This is a genomic window from Klebsiella sp. GB_Kp047 (genome assembly GCF_040065235.1).
In the GTDB taxonomy this organism is placed as follows: domain Bacteria; phylum Pseudomonadota; class Gammaproteobacteria; order Enterobacterales; family Enterobacteriaceae; genus Klebsiella; species Klebsiella quasipneumoniae.
In genome coordinates this window covers 319738-341271 of sequence record NZ_JBEAJG010000028.1, presented here as the reverse complement: position 1 = coordinate 341271, position 21534 = coordinate 319738, and the positions used below count along the sequence as shown (strand labels likewise).

21 protein-coding genes are annotated in these 21534 nt (G+C 59.6%); 9 read left to right on the top strand and 12 right to left on the bottom strand.

Going from position 1 to position 21534, the window contains the following annotated elements; all coding sequences use genetic code 11:
* Positions 1-7: 7 nt before the first annotated feature.
* Positions 8-721 carry an amidase activator ActS gene (gene actS, locus ABLV76_RS10135; RefSeq protein ID WP_017899801.1) on the bottom strand — a complete coding sequence of 238 codons (714 nt, stop codon included), beginning with the start codon at positions 719-721 and terminating at the stop codon, positions 8-10.
* Between the two features lie 313 nt (positions 722-1034).
* Here actS and idi point away from each other — a divergent pair, with 313 nt between their 5' ends.
* Positions 1035-1589 carry an isopentenyl-diphosphate Delta-isomerase gene (idi, locus tag ABLV76_RS10130; RefSeq protein WP_004205328.1) on the top strand — a complete coding sequence of 185 codons (555 nt, stop codon included), beginning with the start codon at positions 1035-1037 and terminating at the stop codon, positions 1587-1589.
* Between the two features lie 246 nt (positions 1590-1835).
* On the opposite strand, the gene lysS is transcribed toward idi, so the two are convergent.
* The 5 genes from lysS to xerD all read right to left on the bottom strand — a co-directional run bounded on the left by lysS (position 1836) and on the right by xerD (position 7918).
* Positions 1836-3353, bottom strand: a complete 1518-nt coding sequence (lysS, locus tag ABLV76_RS10125) for a lysine--tRNA ligase (RefSeq protein ID WP_002916299.1) — start codon at positions 3351-3353, stop codon at positions 1836-1838.
* Positions 3354-3362: 9 nt separating this feature from the next.
* Positions 3363-4461 (bottom strand): peptide chain release factor 2 gene (gene prfB / locus ABLV76_RS10120; protein ID WP_095858446.1). Its coding sequence is split into 2 segments (ribosomal slippage): positions 3363-4385 and positions 4387-4461, totalling 1098 coding nucleotides; the frame shifts between segments, so codons are not numbered across the junction.
* An 85-nt stretch (positions 4462-4546) separates the two neighbouring features.
* Positions 4547-6280, bottom strand: a complete 1734-nt coding sequence (gene recJ, locus ABLV76_RS10115) for a single-stranded-DNA-specific exonuclease RecJ (protein ID WP_004205327.1) — start codon at positions 6278-6280, stop codon at positions 4547-4549.
* A gap of 5 nt (positions 6281-6285) precedes the next feature.
* Positions 6286-6999 carry a bifunctional protein-disulfide isomerase/oxidoreductase DsbC gene (dsbC, locus tag ABLV76_RS10110; RefSeq protein WP_004205326.1) on the bottom strand — a complete coding sequence of 238 codons (714 nt, stop codon included), beginning with the start codon at positions 6997-6999 and terminating at the stop codon, positions 6286-6288.
* 22 nt (positions 7000-7021) lie between these two features.
* Positions 7022-7918, bottom strand: coding sequence for a site-specific tyrosine recombinase XerD (gene xerD / locus ABLV76_RS10105; RefSeq protein ID WP_004144729.1), 897 nt, complete (start codon positions 7916-7918; stop codon positions 7022-7024).
* Between the two features lie 100 nt (positions 7919-8018).
* On the opposite strand from xerD, the gene fldB reads away from it, so the two are divergent.
* Positions 8019-8540 (top strand): flavodoxin FldB, encoded by a 522-nt coding sequence (gene fldB, locus ABLV76_RS10100; protein ID WP_004205324.1) that lies wholly within the window; start codon positions 8019-8021, stop codon positions 8538-8540.
* 6 nt (positions 8541-8546) lie between these two features.
* Here the strand turns inward: fldB and ABLV76_RS10095 are convergent, their stop codons facing one another.
* Positions 8547-8957 carry a protein YgfX gene (locus ABLV76_RS10095; RefSeq protein WP_004205323.1) on the bottom strand — a complete coding sequence of 137 codons (411 nt, stop codon included), beginning with the start codon at positions 8955-8957 and terminating at the stop codon, positions 8547-8549.
* On the bottom strand, positions 8938-9204 hold the full coding sequence (gene sdhE, locus ABLV76_RS10090) for an FAD assembly factor SdhE (RefSeq protein ID WP_002916312.1): 267 nt from the start codon (positions 9202-9204) through the stop codon (positions 8938-8940). Before sdhE ends, ABLV76_RS10095 begins: the two co-directional genes overlap by 20 nt.
* 245 nt (positions 9205-9449) lie before the next feature.
* On the opposite strand from sdhE, the gene ygfZ reads away from it, so the two are divergent.
* Complete coding sequence (ygfZ, locus tag ABLV76_RS10085; RefSeq protein ID WP_135683214.1) at positions 9450-10433, top strand: tRNA-modifying protein YgfZ; 984 nt, start codon at positions 9450-9452, stop codon at positions 10431-10433.
* 98 nt (positions 10434-10531) lie between these two features.
* On the opposite strand, the gene ABLV76_RS10080 is transcribed toward ygfZ, so the two are convergent.
* Complete coding sequence (locus tag ABLV76_RS10080; RefSeq protein ID WP_004205319.1) at positions 10532-11191, bottom strand: hemolysin III family protein; 660 nt, start codon at positions 11189-11191, stop codon at positions 10532-10534.
* A gap of 162 nt (positions 11192-11353) precedes the next feature.
* A complete protein-coding gene (yqfB, locus tag ABLV76_RS10075; protein ID WP_004144734.1) occupies positions 11354-11665 on the bottom strand; it encodes a N(4)-acetylcytidine aminohydrolase in 312 nt (103 codons plus the stop codon).
* A 50-nt stretch (positions 11666-11715) separates the two neighbouring features.
* Between yqfB and ABLV76_RS10070 the strand changes: the two genes are divergently transcribed.
* From ABLV76_RS10070 to ABLV76_RS10045, 6 genes are all read left to right on the top strand, one after another.
* On the top strand, positions 11716-12444 hold the full coding sequence (locus ABLV76_RS10070) for a MurR/RpiR family transcriptional regulator (protein WP_348878308.1): 729 nt from the start codon (positions 11716-11718) through the stop codon (positions 12442-12444).
* A gap of 118 nt (positions 12445-12562) precedes the next feature.
* Positions 12563-13996, top strand: coding sequence for a 6-phospho-beta-glucosidase BglA (gene bglA / locus ABLV76_RS10065; protein ID WP_348878298.1), 1434 nt, complete (start codon positions 12563-12565; stop codon positions 13994-13996).
* Positions 13997-14120: 124 nt separating this feature from the next.
* Complete coding sequence (locus ABLV76_RS10060; protein WP_017899797.1) at positions 14121-14480, top strand: hypothetical protein; 360 nt, start codon at positions 14121-14123, stop codon at positions 14478-14480.
* Positions 14481-14529: 49 nt separating this feature from the next.
* The gene (locus tag ABLV76_RS10055) at positions 14530-16539 is read left to right on the top strand and encodes a protein-disulfide reductase DsbD domain-containing protein (RefSeq protein ID WP_004205310.1); all 2010 of its coding nucleotides are present in this window, start codon (positions 14530-14532) and stop codon (positions 16537-16539) included.
* A gap of 1 nt (position 16540) precedes the next feature.
* Positions 16541-17152, top strand: coding sequence for a DsbA family protein (locus ABLV76_RS10050; protein WP_017899795.1), 612 nt, complete (start codon positions 16541-16543; stop codon positions 17150-17152).
* Positions 17142-17645, top strand: coding sequence for a protein disulfide oxidoreductase (locus ABLV76_RS10045; protein ID WP_004205308.1), 504 nt, complete (start codon positions 17142-17144; stop codon positions 17643-17645). The genes ABLV76_RS10050 and ABLV76_RS10045 overlap by 11 nt, the downstream gene beginning before the upstream one ends.
* 194 nt (positions 17646-17839) lie before the next feature.
* On the opposite strand, the gene ABLV76_RS10040 is transcribed toward ABLV76_RS10045, so the two are convergent.
* Positions 17840-18583 carry an SDR family oxidoreductase gene (locus ABLV76_RS10040; RefSeq protein WP_043520930.1) on the bottom strand — a complete coding sequence of 248 codons (744 nt, stop codon included), beginning with the start codon at positions 18581-18583 and terminating at the stop codon, positions 17840-17842.
* A 61-nt stretch (positions 18584-18644) separates the two neighbouring features.
* On the bottom strand, positions 18645-21518 hold the full coding sequence (gene gcvP / locus ABLV76_RS10035; RefSeq protein WP_048295577.1) for an aminomethyl-transferring glycine dehydrogenase: 2874 nt from the start codon (positions 21516-21518) through the stop codon (positions 18645-18647).
* Positions 21519-21534: the final 16 nt, after the last annotated feature.

Below are 21534 nucleotides of genomic sequence, written 5' to 3'. Positions count from 1 at the left end.
TAACCTTTTAGCACTTAGGTTTACTTCCCTGCGGCGGCAGGTAGCGCAGCGGATCGATGGCCGTCGCCCGGTAGCGGATCTGGAAATGCAGCCGCACTGAGTCGGCATCCGTACTGCCCATGGTGGCAATTTGCTGGCCGGCCTTCACGCTCTGGCCATTATTCACCATTAGCTTATCGTTGTGGGCATAGGCGGTGATGTAATCCTCGCTGTGCTTAATCATGATCAGATTGCCATAGCCGCGCAGCTGATTGCCGACGTAGACTACCTTGCCCGCCCCGGCGGCATACACCGGCTGGCCGCGGGTTCCGGCGATATCAATGCCTTTATTGCCGCCATCGGCGGTGGAATAAGGCAGGACCACTTTGCCGCTGGTCGGCCAGCGCCAGCAGCGCTGCCCCACCGGCGGCCAGGAGGACTGAGGTACTGCGGACGAAGGCGTGACCGCCGCGGTGCGCGTAGAGGAAGATTTTTTCTTCGTTGTCTTCGTTGAACTGCTGCCGTTAAGCTTCAGCTTCTGCCCCACCTCAATGGTGTAAGGCGGGGAGATGTTATTCAGGCGGGCCAGATCGCGAACGCTGGTGCCGGTGGTGCGGGAGATGCCATACAGGGTATCGCCGCGTTTAACGGTGTAGGTCGTACCGGAATCGGAGGTGCTGGAGCAGCCAGCCAGCGCCAGGCTTACCACCAGCATCAGTGTCATATAAACGCGTTTCATCATCAGGCATCCTGCACTTAACACAACCACTTACCTCGCAATCAGGGCGAATATCATACCAGTCCGCGGCGCAGGGCGTCATCCCTGATGGCGAAACCAATCCCCCCAGCCATCGAATACGGCCCGTGACGAACAGTGATTGCTGTTGGTGCCGCACGTCATGATGGTCTTCCCCAACATGCGGGTGGCCGTTCACAGAGCCGCCTCCAGGGCTTGTTTTGGTAATGCCTTTCTGCCATTTATGGGCTAACCTAGTGGCCTGAGTACATGACCCGGCGGGTTTGTGCCGGGTCTTTATTTATTTTCAGGAGTCGTCATGGCCGGGGAACACGTCATTTTACTGGATGAGCAGGATCAGCCTGCCGGTATGCTGGAGAAGTATGCCGCCCATACGCTTGATACCCCTTTACATCTCGCGTTTTCCTGCTGGCTGTTTAACCAGCAGGGTCAGTTGCTGGTCACTCGTCGTTCGTTGGGCAAAAAAGCCTGGCCCGGGGTATGGACCAACTCGGTCTGCGGACACCCCCAGCAGGGCGAGACCTTCGAGCAGGCCGTCACGCGCCGCTGCCGCTTCGAACTCGGCGTGGAGATCGCCGATATCGCGCCGGTTCACCCGGCCTTCCGCTACCGGGCGGTCGCCCCAAACGGTATCGTTGAGAACGAAGTATGTCCGGTGTATGCCGCGCGCGTGGTGAGCGAAGTGCAGCCTAATGACGATGAAGTCATGGATTATCAGTGGGTTGACCTGGCAACGATGTTAAGCGCGCTGGCCGCCACGCCCTGGGCGTTTAGCCCGTGGATGGTGCTGGAAGCGGAAAATCGGGACGCCCGCCAGGCGCTGACCGACTTTGTTGCGCGTCTGCGCGGGTAAGCTGACTCGTCTCGCTGCCGCCACCACCCGGCGTAAAAAGCGGCGCCATAACGGTCATCGTTGCCTGGCGGCGCTACGCTGGCACAGGCCTACGGTTCTGCGCTGTTGCGTAGCCCGGATAAGGCGTTTACGCCGCCATCCGGGAGCCCCCGGCCTGCGCTGAGTCGGGTTACGCCAGCCTTCAGACCTCACGTCAGACATAAAAAAACCCGGCAAGCCGGGTTTTTTGCAATGCACAAGACGCGATTATTTCTGCGGACGCATTGCCGGGAAGAGGATCACGTCGCGGATGGTGTGGCTGTTAGTGAACAGCATCACCATGCGGTCGATACCAATACCCAGACCGGCGGTCGGCGGCAGGCCGTGCTCCAGCGCGGTCACGTAGTCTTCATCGTAGAACATTGCTTCGTCGTCGCCTGCGGCTTTCGCATCAACCTGATCCTGGAAGCGCTGCGCCTGGTCTTCGGCGTCGTTCAGCTCGCTAAAGCCGTTACCGATCTCACGGCCGCCAATGAAGAATTCAAAGCGGTCGGTGATTTCCGGGTTCACGTCGTTACGGCGCGCCAGCGGAGAAACTTCCGCCGGGTATTCGGTGATGAAGGTTGGCTGGATCAGGTGCGCTTCCGCCACTTCTTCGAAGATCTCGGTCACGATACGGCCCAGACCCCAGCTCTTCTCCACTTTGATGCCGATAGACTCAGCGATCGCTTTCGCGGAATCGAAGTTATCCAGATCCGCCATCTCGGTTTCCGGACGGTATTTCTTGATCGCTTCGCGCATGGTCAGTTTTTCAAACGGCTTGCCGAAGTCGAACACCTGGTCGCCGTAAGGCACTTCGGTGTTGCCGAGGATGTCCTGCGCCAGGGTGCGGAACAGGGATTCGGTCAGCTCAATCAGATCTTTGTAATCCGCATAAGCCATGTAGAGTTCCATCATGGTGAACTCTGGGTTATGACGAACGGAGATCCCTTCGTTACGGAAGTTACGGTTGATCTCGAAGACGCGTTCGAAGCCGCCCACCACCAGACGCTTGAGGTACAGTTCCGGCGCGATACGCAGGTACATGTCCAGATCCAGCGCGTTATGATGGGTGATGAACGGACGCGCGGAAGCGCCGCCCGGGATCACCTGCATCATCGGGGTTTCCACTTCCATAAAGCCGCGGCCAACCATGAACTGACGGATGCCCGCCAGGATCTGCGAACGCACTTTGAAGGTCTTGCGCGATTCATCGTTGGAGATCAGGTCGAGGTAACGCTGACGATAGCGCGCTTCCTGATCCTGCAGGCCATGGAACTTGTCCGGTAACGGGCGCAGGGCTTTGGTCAGCAGACGCAGCTCGGTGCAGTGGATAGACAACTCACCGGTTTTGGTCTTGAACAGCTTACCGCGGGCGGCAATGATGTCGCCGAGGTCCCATTTTTTGAACTGGTCGTTGTAAACGCCTTCCGCCAGATCGTCACGCGCCACGTACAGCTGGATGCGGCCGCCAACGTCCTGCAGGGTGACGAAGGACGCTTTACCCATGATACGACGGGTCATCATGCGGCCAGCCACGGCCACTTCAACGTTCAGCGCTTCCAGCTCTTCGTTTTCTTTGCCATCGAAGTCAGCGTGCAGTTGGTCAGAGGTATGGTCACGACGGAAATCGTTCGGGAAAGCGACGCCCTGCTCACGCAGCGCAGCCAGCTTCTCGCGACGGGTTTTCAGTTCATTATTAAGGTCAATTGCCGCGTCAGCGCCCTGTGCTTGTTGTTCAGACATGTTGGTTCCTCATAACCCTGCTTTCAAACTTGCTTCGATAAATTGGTCCAGGCTGCCGTCGAGCACCGCCTGAGTGTTGCGGGTTTCCACCCCGGTACGCAGATCTTTAATACGCGAGTCATCCAACACGTAAGAGCGGATCTGGCTGCCCCAGCCGATATCGGACTTGTTGTCTTCCATCGCCTGCTTCTCGGCATTTTTCTTCTGCATCTCCAGCTCATAAAGCTTCGCTTTCATCTGCTTCATGGCCTGGTCTTTGTTTTTGTGCTGCGAACGGTCGTTCTGGCACTGCGTTACCAACCCGGTCGGGATGTGGGTAATACGCACCGCGGATTCTGTACGGTTAACGTGCTGCCCACCGGCGCCGGAGGCGCGGTATACGTCAATGCGCAGGTCAGCCGGGTTAATTTCGATATCGATATCGTCTTCGACTTCCGGGTAAACGAACGCGGAGCTGAAGGAGGTATGACGGCGGCCGCCGGAATCGAACGGGCTCTTACGCACCAGACGATGAACGCCGGTTTCGGTACGCAGCCAGCCGTAGGCGTAATCACCAATGATCTTGATGGTCACGGATTTAATCCCTGCGACTTCACCTTCGGATTCTTCGATGATTTCGGTCTTAAAGCCGCGCGCTTCCGCCCAGCGCAGGTACATGCGCATCAGCATGCTGGCCCAGTCCTGGGCTTCGGTGCCGCCGGAACCGGCCTGAATATCAAGGTAGCAATCGGCGCTGTCGTATTCGCCGGAGAACATGCGGCGGAACTCAAGCTGCGCCAGCTTCTCTTCCAGCGTATCCAGCTCGGCGACGGCTTCGTTGAAGGTCTCTTCGTCGTCCGCTTCCACGGCCAGATCCAGCAGGCCGGCAACGTCTTCCAGCCCCTGGGACATCTGATCCAGGGTATCTACGATGGCTTCCAGGGAAGAACGCTCTTTACCCAGCGCCTGAGCGCGTTCAGGTTCGTTCCAGACGTCCGGCTGTTCCAGCTCGGCGTTTACTTCTTCGAGACGCTCTTTCTTGGCATCGTAGTCAAAGATACCCCCTAAGAACGTCGGAGCGCTCCGTGAGGTCCTGAATGCGGTTTTTTACCGGATTTATTTCAAACATGGTCGGTTTCTTTTAATGGATTTGTCAAAATGCGGTGATAAGAGCGGAATTCTACCGGATTCGCGCCCTTATTCATACACTGTTGTCAATTTGGCCAGAGGTGATCGATGATCAGCTGCAGGCTGCGGTTGCCGCGGAACTCATTGATGTCGAGCTTGTAGGCTAACTGGACTTCGCGCACGCCGTTGTCGGGCCAGATGGAAGTATCCACGTTGAAGGCGATACCGTCCAGCAGGGGGCCGCCGTCAACTGGCTCGACCATCACCTTCAGGTGACGCTCGCCCACCAGCCGCTGCTGCAGCAGACGGAAACGGCCGTCAAAGAGTGGTTCCGGGAACATCTGTCCCCACGGCCCGGCGTCGCGCAGCATCTGCGCTACTTCCATGCTCATCTCCGCCGCCGTCAGCGGGCCGTCGGAGACCACCTCGCCCTGCAACAGCGCGGGATCCAGCCACTCGGTCACCAGCTCGCCGAAGCGCTGCTGAAACTCCTCAAAGCGCGCCTCTTCCAGCGATAATCCTGCCGCCATCGCGTGGCCGCCGAACTTCAGGATCAGCCCCGGATAGAGCGTATCAAGGCGCTCCAGCGCATCGCGCATATGCAGCCCCTGAATGGAGCGGCCGGAGCCTTTCAGCGTGCCGTCGCCGGTGGGCGCAAAGGCGATCACCGGCCGGTGGAAACGTTCCTTAATTCGCGAGGCGAGGATGCCGACCACCCCCTGGTGCCACTGCGGATGGTACATCGCCAGCCCGCCGGGCAGGGTGTCGCTACTGCGTTCCAGCTGTTGACACAGGGTTAACGCTTCCGCCTGCATCCCCTGCTCGATCTCTTTGCGCGTCTGGTTGAGCGCGTCAAGCTCGTTGGCTAACACGCGCGCTTCGCCGATGTTATCGCACAGCAGCAGCGCGACGCCGACCGACATGTCGTCCAGCCGTCCCGCCGCGTTCAGGCGCGGCCCGAGGGCGAAACCGAGGTCGCTGGCCGCCAGCTTTTGCGGATCGCGGTTGGCAATCTCCAGCAGCGCCTTAATGCCGGGCCGGCACTTGCCGGCGCGAATGCGGCTTAACCCCTGCCAGGTGAGAATACGGTTGTTAGCATCCAGCGGCACGACGTCGGCAACGGTGCCAAGCGCCACCAAATCCAGCAGCTCGGCAAGGTTCGGCGCGGCGATGCCGCGGGCGTCGAACCAGCCGTTATCACGCAGAAAGGTGCGCAGCGCCAGCATCAGATAGAACGCCACCCCCACCCCGGCTAGCGATTTCGATGGGAAGTCGCAATCGCGCAGGTTAGGGTTAACGATGGCCTCCGCCGCCGGCAGCGTCTCCCCCGGCAGGTGGTGATCGGTCACCAGCACCGGGATCCCCAGGGCATGGGCATGATCGACGCCGGCATGGGACGAGATCCCATTGTCGACGGTCATGATCATCTGCGCGCCGCGGGCGTGAGCCTGATCGACCACTTCCGGGCTTAAGCCGTAGCCGTCTTCAAAACGGTTCGGCACCAGGTAGGAGACGTTGCCGTAGCCCAGCGCGCGCAGGGCCAGCACGCTGAGCGCGGTGCTGGTGGCGCCGTCGGCGTCAAAATCGCCGACCACGACAATGTGCAGCCCTTTCTGGAATGCGTCGTGCAGCATCCCGACCGCTTTTTCAACGCCGGTGAGCTGTGTCCAGGGGAGCATGCCTTTGACGCTGCGCTCCAGCTCCTGGGCGCTGCGCACCCCGCGGCTGGCATACAGCCGCTGCAGCAGCGGCGGCAGATCGGCGGGTAAATCGACGCCGTCAACCGCCTCGCGGCGGCGTAGTTGTATCTGTTGTTTCACGCGAATCAGTTACCGCTTGTCTGTTTTTTATGCTCGTCGAGGAACGCCTTCAGCTCTTTCGGCCCCTGATAGCCCGGCAGCACCATGCCGTTGCTGAGGACCATCGCCGGGGTGCCGTTGACGCCCATTTGCACGCCGAGGGTGTAATGTTTGGCGATATCCACGCTGCAGCTCGCCGGCTGCACGCCCTTGCCGTTCATGGCGTCATCCAGCGCTTGGTTGCGATCTTTCGCGCACCAGATGGCCTTCATGTCCTGCTCCGCCTGGCTCTGCAGTCCCTGGCGCGGGAAGGCCAGGTAGCGCACGGTGATCCCCAGCGCGTTGTAGTCGCTCATCTGCTCATGCAGCTTGTGGCAATAACCGCAGGTGATGTCGGTGAAGACGGTAATGACGTGTTGCTCCTTCGGCGCTTTGTAGACAATCATTTCGTTGCTCAGCGCGTTCAGCTTCCCCAGCAGCAGCTGGTTAGTGACGTTGACCGGCTGCGCGCCGCTCACGTCGTACATCGGCCCCTGGATGATGTGCTTGCCATCGTCGGTGACATACAGCACGCCGCTGTCGGTCAGCACCGTGCTCATCCCGGAAACCGGCGACGGTTGAATATCGGTGCTCTGTACACCCAGCTTCGCCAGCGACTGTTTAATTGCCGCGCTATCGGCATGCGCCGCCCCGGAAAGGGAAGCCGCCAGCAGGGTGAACATCAATAAACCTTTTTTCATACTCAGTCCTTTTATTCAGCACTCACGCCCGCGGGTGGTGCTGTTGATGAAGTTGTCGCAGACGCTCGGTCGCCACGTGGGTGTAAATCTGCGTGGTGGAGAGATCGCTGTGTCCTAACAGCATCTGCACCACACGCAGGTCGGCGCCATGATTGAGCAAATGCGTGGCGAACGCATGGCGCAACACGTGCGGGGAGAGCTTTTCGCTGTCGATCCCCGCCAGCACGGCATAGTGTTTAATCCGGTGCCAGAAGGTCTGGCGCGTCATCTGCTGGGCGCGCTGACTGGGAAATAAGACATCCGACGCCACGCCGTTCAGCAGCCAGGGGCGACCATACTCGAGGTAATTTTCCACCCACAGTACCGCCTCTTCCCCCAGCGGCACCAGCCGCTCTTTGTTGCCTTTCCCCACTACCCGCAGCACGCCCTGTCGCAGGCTGATGTCGCTCATCGTCAGCCCCACCAGCTCCGAAACGCGCAGGCCGGTGGCATACAGCACCTCCAGCATCGCTTTATCGCGCAATTCCAGCGGCTGCTCCACCAGCGGGGCCTGCAGCAGACGCTCAACCTGCGCCTCACTGAGATCCTTCGGCAGCCGCTGCGGCAGCTTTGGCGAGGCCAGCAGCGCGCTGGGGTCGTCCGGGCGAATTTTTTCCCGGTACAGATGCTGGAAGAAACGACGCACAGCGCTCAGCAGGCGCGCGGTGCTGGTGGCTTTATAGCCGCCGGACTGCCGCTCGGCCAGCAGCGCCTGCAGGTCGTCGCTGCCGACGCTTGCCAGCGACAGACCGCGATGGTGCAGCCACTCCACGAGCATCGTCAAATCACGACGATAGGCGCTGAGCGTATTCTCCGCCAGGTTGCGCTCCAGCCAAAGGGCATCGAGAAACTGTTCGATTAGTGCCAGATCCTGTTTCACATCGGCCTCTTTGTTCGTTAAACGCTCTCATTATGCCTTAAGAGGACGCCTTTCTGGTACACTGCCCGCCATTCAAGGCAAGAATCGAGATGTTTACGCGATGAATATAGGTCTGTTTTACGGCTCCAGTACCTGCTATACCGAAATGGCCGCGGAGAAAATCCGCGATATCATCGGCCCCGAGCTGGTGACGCTGCACAATCTGAAAGATGACTCCCCCGCGCTGATGAGCCAGTACGACGTACTGATCCTCGGCATCCCGACCTGGGATTTCGGCGAAATTCAGGAAGACTGGGAAGCGGTCTGGGACCAGCTGGACACCCTGGACCTGGAGGGCAAAATCGTCGCGCTCTACGGCATGGGCGATCAGTTGGGCTACGGCGAATGGTTCCTTGACGCGCTGGGCATGCTGCATGACAAGCTGGCGACCAAAGGCGTGAAGTTTGTCGGCTACTGGCCAACCGAAGGCTATGAGTTCACCAGCCCGAAACCGGTGATCGCGGATGGCCAACTGTTCGTTGGCCTGGCGCTGGATGAAACCAACCAGTACGACCTGAGCGACGAGCGCATCCAGAGCTGGTGCGAGCAGATCCTCGGCGAAATGGCCGAACACTTCTCCTGACGCCGCTTACTCCTGCGCCGGTTTTTGCAGCACCAGCCGGCGCAGGTCCCGCCACTCTCCGGCATCCATGCTGTCCGCCGCCAGCCACAGATGCTGACCGCGTCGGGTATCGACATGGCGCAAACGCAGCAGCATTCCGCTGTTGATGACCCACGGCGTCCCGAGGATCTCCCAGTCGGCGTTTTGCCAGCGCAGCCGGGAATCGGTGAGCAGTTTTATCTCCCCGCGACGGGCATGGATCCGTCGCTGGCTGCGCACACAGTCAAAGACCACCAGCGACAGCAGCAGCAGCCAGATCGGGGTGTAGCTTAACGGCCAGGGAACCAGCAGCACCAGCGCCGCCACAACGCCGTGGAGCAGCAGAGAAAACCACTGCGCGCGCCAGGAGATACGGAGATCAGATTGCCACAGGACCACGTTCCCGATTCCGTGTCTGAATTAAGGTTACCATCCGCTGCAGCTCCGCATCGGCCGGTTTGCCATGGTTCATCAGCCAGTTGAATAGATCCGGATCGTCATTTTCCAGCAGGCGAATGAACAGCTGTTTGTCAGCGTCGCTGAGGGTATCGTACTCATACTCAAAGAACGGCATGATGGAGATGTCGAGTTCGCGCATCCCGCGGCGGCATGCCCAGTGGATACGTGCTTTATTGTTAATGTCCATGTTGACCTTCCAGCAGCAAAATATTGGTTAGTTTAACCCGTTTTCTGCCGTAACTTTACAGGAATATCGCTGAATGCGAGCATCCTTCCATAAAAACCATAAAATAATGATGGGCTTATTGTTTTCCCACGCCGGGCCTTCACCAAACGTCAGCGCACAAATGGCCTGTTGAAAGCACTTGCAATGCACTATAGCTCTTTTACCATTGGTCACACACACTGCGTTAAGCGATTCAGGATATGACTATGGCTTTTACACCTTTTCCTCCGCGTCAGCCTTCCTCTTCCGCTCGTCTGCCGTTAACGCTGATGACCCTGGATGACTGGGCGCTGGCGACGATTAGCGGGCCAGACAGCGAAAAATATCTGCAGGGGCAGATTACCGCCGATGTGAGCAGTCTCACCGATGCTCAGCATCTGCTTGCCGCCCACTGTGACGCCAAAGGCAAGATGTGGAGCAACCTGCGCGTATTCCGTCGCGACGGCGGCTTCGCGTGGATTGAACGCCGCAGCCTGCGCGACGCGCAGCTGACCGAGCTGAAAAAATATGCCGTCTTCTCCAAAGTCACCATCGCCGCCAACGACGATCTGGTTCTGCTGGGGGTGGCCGGCTTCCAGGCGCGCGCCGCGCTGGCGCCGCTGTTCGCCGCTCTGCCCGACGCCGCCACTCCGGCGGTCAGCGAAGGCGCCACCAGCCTGCTGTGGTTTGAACACCCGGGCGAGCGCTTCCTGCTGGTGACCGATGTCGACACCGCCAACCACGTCACCGACGCGTTGCGCGGCGAAGCGCAGCTCAACAACAGCCAGCAGTGGCTGGCGCTGAATATTGAAGCCGGTCTGCCGGTTATCGACAGCGCCAACAGCGGGCAGTTCATTCCGCAGGCCACCAACCTGCAGGCGCTGGGCGGCATCAGCTTCAAAAAAGGCTGCTACACAGGTCAGGAGATGGTGGCGCGGGCGAAATTCCGCGGCGCCAATAAGCGCGCGCTGTGGACGCTGTCAGGTACCGCCAGCCGGGTGCCGGAGGCCGGGGAAGACCTGGAGCTGAAGATGGGCGACAACTGGCGCCGCACCGGTACGGTGCTGGCAGCCGTACAGTTGGATGACGGAAGCCTGATGGTCCAGGTAGTGATGAATAATGACATGGAGCCGGACAGCGTATTCCGCGTGCGCGACGATGCCGGCAGTCTGAGCATCAAACCATTGCCGTATTCGCTGGAAGAAGATTAAGGAAAAGTTCCCGGCTTGCGGCGCTTGCGCCTTAGCCGGGCTACCCGGCCGCAGAGTATCGTAGCCACGGTAAGCGCAGCGCCACCGTGGGATGTTTATCAGGACTGGCCGATGTAAAGATAGATCGCCAGGAAGTGACACACGCTGCCGCCGAGCACGAAGCCGTGCCAGATAGCGTGGTTATAGGGAATACGTTTGCAGACGTAGAAGATGACCCCCAGTGAGTACACCACCCCGCCAACCGCCAGCAGCGTTACGCCACCCACCGCCAGCTTCACCGCCAGCTGATAGACCACAATAAGCGACAGCCAGCCCATGGTCAGATAGGTCACCAGCGACAGAATTTTAAAGCGGTGCGCGATGGTCAGCTTAAACAGGATCCCCAGCAGCGCCAGGCTCCAGATGACGATCATCAGCCCCTTCGCCAGCGGCGAGTTCAGCCCCACCAGCAAAAACGGCGTATAGGTCCCGGCGATTAACAAGTAGATAGCGCAGTGGTCGAATTTCTTCAGCCACTGTTTCGCCCGCTGATGCGGGATCGCGTGATAGAGCGTGGAGGCGAGGAACAGCATAATCATGCTGCCGCCGTACAGGCTGTAGCTGGTGATCGCCGTCGCGCTGGCGTTGGTGTCCACCGCCTGCACCAGCAATAGCACGAGCCCGACGATACCGAACACCAGCCCGATCCCGTGGCTGATGCTGTTGGCAACTTCCTCTGCCAGAGAATATCCCTGAGTGATTAATGGTTTGCGCACCATATTGGACTCCTGAAAACAAGAACGCTTTCATTGCTCACTTAGGGTAACTGAGAATGATTCCAGTGAACACCTGTTAGCTAAAATAAAAAGATGTATATTTGTAAATACATTAAAATCAAAAGGTTAAATTTTTATTTCAACTCACAGCTGTTCCTGCTTACCTTAAAGCGTTTTGAATTCAATGACATAAAACTGGCTCTCGCCAGGATAGATGTCGCTGATGACCTGCCGCAGCTGCCCCAGGGTCATATTCTCCTGTTGAGCATGCTGTTCGGTCAGCGTATCGAGGGTCACTGTCGAGGTCGCGGTCACGGCGATGGTGCAAAAATAGCCGTCATCTTCATAGCGCCCGACGCGCAGCACATCGCCGGGCTTAAAGTGCGACTCCGCCGCATCGCGAATGGTGATAGTTTTGCGCCCGGCGAGGATGTCGTCCTGAAAACGCTGAAAAAAGGTAATGTCATTGGCCTGCATGATATAATTCCGTCCTGGTCATTATGAATTGTGAGTTCGCCACTGTGAGTATGTTCTCCCACGCCGCTGTCGCCAGTCTCAATAATCTTGAGATGATGGTCTACCACTACGTCATAAAGAATCGCGACAAAGTGATGTACATGACCATCCGCGAAGTGGCCGAAGCCGCCGGCGTCTCCACCACCACCGTGTTGCGCTTCTGCCGCAAACTGCAGTGCGAGGGCTACTCTGAATTTCGCGTACGTTTTAAATTATATCTTGAGCAGAACGAGCCTCAACAGGCAAATATCGGCGCCAGCGAAATCATGAGCTTTTTTAAAAGCGTTAATAATGACGAGTTCGATGGATTACTAGACCAGGCCGTCGATATTATTCTCGCCTCAGAACGTATTATTTTTGTCGGCGCCGGCACCTCGGGCGCGCTGGCGAAATATGGCGCCCGTTTCTTCTCCAACGTCGGTAAATTCAGCAACCATATTGACGACCCCTATTTTCCGGTAACCAACGATATGGCCCGCAACGCGCTGGCGATCGTGCTTTCCGTCTCCGGCGAAACAGAAGAGATCCTGCGTTTCGCCAGCCAGTTCAGCCTGCATCATTGCAAGGTGATGTCGATTACCAGTCACGAGCATTCGCGGCTGGCCAAACTGGCCGATTTCAATCTCTCCTGGCACGTCCCGCAGACCCGCATTGGCGGCGTCTACGATATTACCACGCAAATTCCAGTGATCTATATTCTCGAATCGCTCGGGCGTAAATTAGCGCGCAAAATCAGCTAAAAATAACAGCCTGTTTTTTTGATGTAACATATTACCTTTGGAGAAATTTGTTATATCGTGACATTCAATTTCACTTTGCTAGACTCGAGCGCAATAGTTATTAGAGAGATTAGCCAGGATGAAAAAATTAACCCTTCCGAAAGATTTTTTATGGGGCGGCGCGGTTGCCGCGCATCAGGTTGAAGGCGGCTGGGATCAGGGCGGCAAAGGCCCCAGCATCTGCGACGTGCTGACCGGCGGGGCGCACGGCGTGCCGCGTGAAATCACCCACCAGGTGGAAGCCGGCAAATATTACCCCAACCACCAAGCGGTCGATTTCTACGGCCGCTACAAAGAAGACATCAAACTGTTCGCCGAGATGGGCTTCAAATGCTTCCGCACCTCCATCGCCTGGACCCGCATCTTCCCGCAGGGTGACGAAACCCAGCCGAATGAAGAGGGACTGAAGTTCTACGACGACATGTTCGACGAGCTGCTGAAATACAACATCGAGCCGGTGATCACCCTCTCCCACTTCGAGATGCCCCTGCACCTGGTGCAGCAGTACGGCGGCTGGACCAACCGCAAAGTGGTCGATTTCTTTGTGCGCTTTGCCGAAGTGGTTTTCGAGCGCTATAAGCACAAAGTGAAATACTGGATGACCTTCAACGAGATCAACAACCAGCGCAACTGGCGCGCGCCGCTGTTCGGCTACTGCTGCTCCGGGGTGGTCTATACCGAGCATGACAATCCGGAAGAGACCATGTACCAGGTGCTGCACCATCAGTTCGTCGCCAGCGCGCTGGCGGTGAAAGCGGCGCGGCGCATCAACCCGGACATGCAGGTCGGCTGCATGCTGGCGATGGTCGCCCTCTACCCTTACTCCTGCAAACCGGAAGATGTCATGTTTGCCCAGGAGTCGATGCGCGAGCGCTACGTCTTTACCGACGTCCAACTGCGCGGTTACTACCCGAGCTATGTGCTGAATGAGTGGGAGCGCCGCGGCTTCAACATCAAGATGGAAGATGGCGATGCGCAGATCCTGCGCGACGGCACTTGCGCTTACCTCGGCTTCAGCTACTACATGACCAACGCGGTGAAAGCCGAAGGCGGCACCGGCGACGCCATTTCCGGCTTCGAAGGCAGCGTGCCGAACCCGCACGTCAAAGCCTCCGACTGGGGCTGGCAGATTGACCCGGTCGGTCTGCGCTATTCCCTGTGTGAACTGTATGAGCGCTACCAGAAGCCGCTGTTTATCGTCGAGAACGGCTTTGGCGCCTACGATAAAGTCGAAGCCGACGGCAGCATCAACGATGACTACCGCATCGACTATCTGCGCGCCCACATCGAAGAGATGATCAAAGCGGTCACTTATGACGGCGTCGATCTGATGGGCTATACCCCATGGGGCTGCATCGACTGCGTCTCCTTCACTACCGGGCAGTACAGCAAACGCTACGGCTTCATCTACGTCAACAAACACGACGACGGCACCGGCGACATGTCCCGCTCGCGCAAGAAGAGCTTTAACTGGTACAAAGAAGTCATCGCCAGCAACGGCGAGAATCTGTAATTGACCGCCCTCTCCCGGCCGGGAGAGGGCAAATCGCTTATCTGCCAGACACTTCTTTACAGCTTTACCATTGCCAAAACGCGTTCGCCCGATAAGATAGGCCTCGTGAATATTTGAGGCGCTCATGATTAAGCGACAACGCAAAGCCATTCTTTTTGTCCTCCTGGCCTGTCTGGTGGTGCTGGTCTGCACCGCCCAGCGAATGGCCGGGATGCACGCGCTGGTCATGAACCTCACCGCCGACAGCCCGTCACTACAGCAAACCCAGGATAAAGCCGACGCGCCGGTCACGCCGTGCGAACTCAGCGCCAAGTCGCTGATGGCCGTCCCGCCGATGCTGTTTGAAGGGGCGCTGTTGGCTATCACCCTGCTGCTGGCGGTGCTGGCGGCGATCCCGCCGCGTATCGAGCGCCAGTGGCCTCCCCGCGTTATCTCCCCGCCCCGATTGCGGGTGCATCTGCGATTATGCGTCTTCCGTGAGTGACTGATTTTCCTGACAGTTCAGGTTAATTCATCATTTATGGAGCAAATTTATGTCTATGTTATTCAGGCGACTACTGGTCTGCCTGCTTTGGCTATGGCTGCCCGTCAGTCAGGCCGCCGACAGCGGCTGGCTACGCGCCGCCGACAATCAACACGCCAGCGTCCGCCTGCGGGCGCAAACCGAGAGCAATGGCGATACCCGCCTGCTTTTAGACGTGGCGCTGGAAAAGGGCTGGAAAACCTACTGGCGCTCGCCGGGGGAAGGCGGCATCGCGCCGGCTATCGCCTGGCACACGCCGCTGGAGGTTGACTGGCGCTGGCCGACGCCGCAGCGCTTCGACGTCGCGGGCATTTCCACTCAGGGCTATCACGGTGACGTCAGCTTCCCGATGACGCTGCGCGGGAAGATACCACCGACGCTCAGCGGCGTACTGACGTTATCCACCTGCAGCAATGTCTGCATTCTTACTGACTATCCCTTTTCGCTGGATATGACGGCCCCGCCAGGGGAGGGTTTTGGCTACGATTTCACCCGCGCGATGGGCACGCTGCCGCTGGGCGATGGTCTGACTTCGCAGCTGACCGCCAGCTACGTCAGCGGCAAACTGACGGTGACCGCTCGCCGCGATGCCGGCTGGCAGCAGCCAGCGCTGTTTATCGACAGCATGGAGGATGTCGATTTCGGCAAGCCGAGCTTTACCAGCCGCGGCGATACGCTGACCGCCACCATACCGGTCACCGATAGCTGGGGCGAAGCGGCGCCGGATCTGCGCGGTAAAACCTTGTCGCTGGTGCTGGCGGATAGCGGCCAGGCGCAGGAAAGCCAGATCGCCATCAGCGCCGGCAGCGCCGCGCCGGAGCTGACGTTAGGCTGGGTGCTGCTGATGGCGTTGGCCGGGGGGCTTATCCTCAATGTGATGCCTTGCGTGCTGCCAGTGCTGGCCATGAAGCTCGGCTCGCTGGTGCAAACCGAACATCGCGAACGCGGCGCGGTGCGGCGGCAGTTCCTCGCCTCGGCGTGCGGGATCGTCGTCTCGTTCCTGGCGCTGGCGCTGATGATGACCGCGCTACGCCTGGGTAATCAGGCGCTCGGCTGGGGGATCCAGTTCCAGAGCCCGTGGTTTATCGGCGCCATGGCGCTGGTGATGATCCTGTTCAGCGCCAGTCTGCTGGGGCTGTTCGAAATCCGCCTCTCCTCCAGCGCCAGTACCTTCCTCGCCACCCGCGGCGGCAACGGCTTAATGGGCCATTTCTGGCAGGGCGCCTTCGCCACCCTGCTGGCGACCCCCTGCACCGCGCCGTTCCTTGGCACCGCCGTGTCGGTGGCGCTGGTGGCGCCTCTGCCGCTGCTGTGGGGCATTTTCTTCGCCATGGGGATCGGCATGAGCCTGCCGTGGCTGCTGATCGTTGCCTGGCCGGGGCTGGCGCAACGACTGCCACGTCCCGGCCGCTGGATGAATCATCTGCGCGTACTGCTGGGGCTAATGATGCTTGGTTCAGCGCTATGGCTGGTCAGCCTGCTGACGATCCACATCGGCCGTACGCCGGTGCTTACCCTGCTGGTAATTCTGGCCATCGCCCTGCTGCTGGCCACCGCCTGGCGCTACCGCTGGCGGACGGCGCTGCGCGCGGGCGCCCTGGCCATCGTGGTGGCGGGCGCCGTCGCCTTAGTCTCCCGATCTGACGGCGAGGGCCCGCGCCGCGACCGGGTTAACTGGCAGCCGCTCAGCGAGCAGGCTATCGCCAGCGCCCTGGCGGAACATAAGCGGGTGTTTATTGATGTCACCGCCGACTGGTGCGTGACCTGTAAAGCCAATAAATACAACGTGCTGCTGCGCGATGACGTCCAGCAGGCGCTGTTAGCGCCGGACGTGGTCGCCCTGCGCGGCGACTGGAGCCGACCCTCCGCCACGATTAGTCAGTTTTTAACCACTCGCGGCAGCGCTGCGGTGCCGTTTAACCAGATTTACGGACCGGGATTGCCGCAGGGAGAGATCCTGCCTGCGCTGTTAGATCGCGAACACCTTCTCGCCACCCTGTCCGTCGCCCAAGGAAAATAACATGAGAGCTATCACCGCCTTATTGCTGCTGTGCATATCCGCCTTCAGCTTCGCCGCCCCGGCGGAAGAACCACAAGCAAACGCTAATGACCAGCTGGCGCAGCTGCTGTTTAACGATCCGAACAGCCCGCGCACCGGCGCGAAAGCGCCAAAACTGACGATCGTCTCGTTTACCGATTACAACTGCCCTTACTGCAAACAGTTTGATCCGCTGCTGGAAAAAATCGTCCACGATAACCCGGACATTCAGCTGATCGTTAAGCTGCTGCCGTTCAAGGGGCAAAGTTCGGTCAATGCCGCCAAAGCGGCGCTATCGACCTGGCGCCAGCAGCCCGATAAGTTCTGGGCGCTGCATCAGCGGCTGATGGCGAAAAAAGGCTATCACGATGACGCCAGCATCGCCGCGGCGCAGAAGAAAACCGCCACCGATAGTGTAAATATCGATGACAAGACCATGGATTCGCTGAAGATGAACCTGATTTTGTCGCAGGTGCTGAATATTCAGGGCACCCCGGCGACCATCATCGGCGATCAGATGGTGGCCGGCGCGATCCCTGCTGATGAGCTGGAGGGGCTGGTGAAAGAGCAGCTGGCGAAAGCCCGTGGCCAGTAAAATCAGGCGCTGGCTGCGCGAGCTGGCGGTGTGGCTGCTGATTGGCGCGGCGGTGAGCCTGGCGGTGGATTATTTTCGCCAGCCCGCGCTGCCGCAAAACGTCAGCGCCACATCGCTGCACGCCCTCGACGGCAGGACGGTGGATCTGAACGCCATGAGCCAGCAAAAGCCGCTGCTGCTGTACGTTTGGGCCACCTGGTGCGGAGTTTGTCGCTACACCACGCCGTCGGTGGCATCGCTTGCCGCCGACGGCGGCAATGTGCTGACGGTGGCCCTGCGCTCCGGCGATAACGCCGCGCTGGAGACGTGGCTTGCCAGAAAGAAACTGACGCTGCCGACGGTAAATGACCCGAGCGGCCAGCTGGCGCGGCAGTGGGATATTCGGGTGACGCCAACGCTGGTGGTGATTTATCGAGGCGAGGTGAAGTCGGTTACCACCGGCTGGACCAGCAGTTGGGGAATGCGCCTGCGGCTGTGGCTGGCCTCCTGGTAGGCCGCCGGGTTACCCGGCTCGCGCTGCGCTTAGCCGGGCTACGGGTACTGAGGCTGTGGCCGGCCTCCTGGTAGACCGTCGGGCTTTAGCGGTTTTTATGCCGGGTGGCGGCTACGCCTTACCCGGCCTACCATTCGGCTTTGATCCCGTAGGCCCGGCAAGCGCAGCGCCGCCGGGCAATAGACATCTACGGGTTATTTCCCGCCCGCCAGTTCAAGGAAGCTACCCGTCACATACGACGCTTTGTCGCTCAGCAGCCAGGCAATGGCCTGAGCGACCTCTTCCGGCTGGCCGCCGCGCTGCATCGGTAGCGAACCTTTCACTCGATCCACGCGCCCCGGTTCACCCCCGGAGGCGTGCATTTCGGTATAAATCAGCCCCGGACGGACGCCGTTGACCCGGATCCCCTGCGCCGCCACCTCCAGCGCCAGCCCGGTGGTCAGGGTATCCACCGCCCCTTTCGACGCGGCATAGTCAACGTACTCTCCCGGCGCGCCAAGGCGCGAGGCCGCCGACGACACGTTAACTATCGCCCCGCCCTTACCGCCATGCCGATGCGCCATGCGCTTGACCGCCTCGCGGCAGCAGAGGAAATAGCCGGTGACGTTGGTCGCCAGCACGCGGTTAATGCGCTCGGCGCTCAGGCTCTCCACCGTACACTGGGTAAAGAGGATCCCGGCGTTGTTGACCAGCGCCGTCAGCGGCTCGCCCATGCGGTCAATCGCCTCAAACATCGCCATCACCTGCGCTTCATCGCTGATGTCCGCCCGCAGCGCCGTGGCTTTGCCGCCAGACGCCAAAATGGTATTCACCACCTCGGTGGCGGCGTTAATGTTGTGATGGTAATTGACCGCCACGGTATACCCTTCCTGCGCCAGCAGCAGCGCCGTCGCCCGGCCTATGCCGCGGCTCGCGCCGCTAATAAGAGCGATTCCCATACCTTCCCTCCAAAAAATAAAGGCGCCGCAGCGCCTTTAAAAGTATAGATAATACGCAAACTTACTGGTATTCGCTCATCGGTACGCAGGAGCAGAACAGGTTGCGGTCGCCGTACACATCGTCCAGACGCTTCACCGTCGGCCAGTATTTGTTGTGCAGACCCGCCGGGAATACCGCCAGCTCGCGGCTGTACGGATGGTTCCACTCGCCCACCAGCTCGCCCTGGGTGTGCGGTGCGTTCACCAGCGGGTTGTCTTCCAGCGGCCATTCACCGGCTTTGACGCGGTCGATTTCAGCGCGGATCGCCAGCATCGCGTCGATAAAGCGGTCCAGCTCCACTTTGCTTTCCGATTCCGTCGGCTCAACCATCAGCGTACCCGCTACCGGGAAGGACATGGTTGGCGCATGGAAGCCAAAGTCGATCAGACGCTTGGCGATATCCAGTTCGCTAATGCCGGTCTCTTCTTTCAGCGGACGAATATCGAGAATACATTCGTGCGCCACGCGACCATCGCGACCGGTGTAGAGCACCGGGTAGGCGTCTTTCAGACGGGTAGCGATGTAGTTGGCGTTAAGGATCGCGTTCTGGCTCGCCTGCTTCAGCCCTTCCGCGCCCATCATGCGAATATACATCCAGCTGATCGGCAGGATGGACGCGCTGCCGAACGGCGCGGCGGAAACCGCGCCCTGACGGGTCAACATCCCTTCAATCTGCACCACGCTGTGACCCGGCACGAACGGCGCCAGGTGCGCTTTCACGCCGATTGGGCCCATACCCGGGCCGCCGCCGCCGTGCGGAATGCAGAACGTTTTATGCAGGTTGAGGTGCGAAACGTCGGCGCCGATATAGCCCGGAGAGGTGATCCCGACCTGGGCGTTCATGTTAGCGCCGTCAAGGTAAACCTGGCCGCCGAACTGGTGCACGATCTCGCACACTTCGCGAATGGTCTCTTCATATACGCCGTGGGTCGACGGATAGGTGACCATGATGCAGGAGAGATTCGCCCCCGCCTGCTCTGCTTTTTCACGCAGGTCAGCGAGATCGATATTGCCGTTTTTGTCGCACGCAACCACCACCACCTGCATACCCGCCATCTGCGCGGAAGCCGGGTTGGTGCCGTGCGCGGAGCTTGGGATCAGGCAGATATCGCGATGGCCTTCGTTGCGGCTCTCGTGATAGTGGCGAATCGCCAGCAGGCCAGCATATTCGCCCTGCGCGCCGGAGTTCGGCTGCATGCAGACGGCGTCATAGCCGGTCAGTTTCACCAGCCAGTCGGAGAGCTGGGCGATCATCTGGTGATACCCTTCCGCCTGCTCGACCGGGCAGAACGGGTGCAGCTCAGCGAATTCCGGCCAGGTGATCGGGATCATCTCCGCCGCGGCGTTCAGCTTCATGGTGCAGGAACCCAGCGGGATCATCGCCTGGTTCAGCGCCAGATCTTTACGCTCCAGGGCGTGCATGTAGCGCATCATCTCGGTCTCGCTGTGGTAGCGGTTGAACACCGGATGGGTGAGGATCGCATCGTCGCGCAGCATCGCCGCCGGGATGGAACGGCTGTCCAGCGCCACGTCTTTATCCAGGGTATCAATGTCCAGACCATGATCGTCGCCGACGATGGCGCGGAACAGGTTGAGCACGTCTTCGCGGGTGGTTGCTTCGTCGAGCGTAATGCCCACCGCGCCGTGAATATCGCTGCGCAGGTTAATCTGCAGGGCTTCGGCACGCGCCAGCACCGCGGCTTTATCCGCCACTTCCACGCATAGGGTGTCGAAGTAGTGCGCATGGCGCAGCTTCAGCCCTTTCTTCTGCAGGCCGTCGGCCAGAATGTCGGTCAGGCGATGAATGCGGCCTGCGATACGTTTCAGACCCGCCGGGCCGTGGAAAACCGCGTACAAGCTGGCGATGTTGGCCAGCAGCACCTGCGAGGTACAAATGTTGGAGTTCGCTTTCTCGCGGCGGATGTGCTGTTCGCGAGTCTGCATCGCCATGCGCAGCGCGGTGTTACCCGCCGCATCTTTCGATACGCCGATAATCCGGCCCGGCATGGAGCGTTTGAATTCATCTTTCGCTGCGAAGAAGGCCGCGTGTGGGCCGCCGTAGCCCATCGGCACGCCGAAGCGTTGGGCGGAGCCGAAGACGATATCCGCGCCCTGCTTGCCCGGCGCCGTCAGCAGCACCAGCGCCATAAAGTCGGCGGCGACGCTGACTATCACTTTGCGCGCTTTCAGCTCGGCGATTAGTTTGCTGTAATCGTGGATTTCGCCGGTGGTGCCCACCTGCTGCAGCAGCACACCGAAGACATCCTGGTGATCGAGCACTTTGTCGGCGTCATCGACGATCACGTCGAAGCCGAAGGTTTCCGCACGGGTGCGCACCACGTCCAGGGTTTGCGGATGGACATCGGCGGCAACGAAGAAGCGGTTGGCGTTTTTCAGTTTGCTGACGCGTTTGGCCATCGCCATCGCTTCGGCGGCGGCGGTCGCTTCATCGAGCAGCGAAGCGGAAGCGATATCCAGCCCGGTGAGATCGAGAGTGACCTGCTGGAAGTTGAGCAGCGATTCCAGGCGGCCCTGGGAGACTTCCGGCTGGTAAGGGGTATAGGCGGTATACCAGCCCGGATTTTCCAGCATGTTGCGCTGAATAACCGGCGGCAGCTGCACGGCGGTGTAGCCCATGCCGATGTAAGACTTGAAGCGCTTGTTGCGACCGGCGATCGCCTTCAGCTCTGCCAGCGCGGCGAATTCGGTTGTCGCGTCGCCCACCTGCGGTGGGGTCGCCAGCTGGATATCCTGCGGCACAATCTGGCCGATCAGGGCGTTAAGCGAATCCGCGCCGACAGTCTTCAGCATCTCTTGCTGCTGCTGAGCGTCCGGGCCAATGTGACGTTCAATAAAGGCGTCGCGGTTTTCAAGCTGACTTAAAGTCTGAGTCATGAGCGATGGTTCCTGA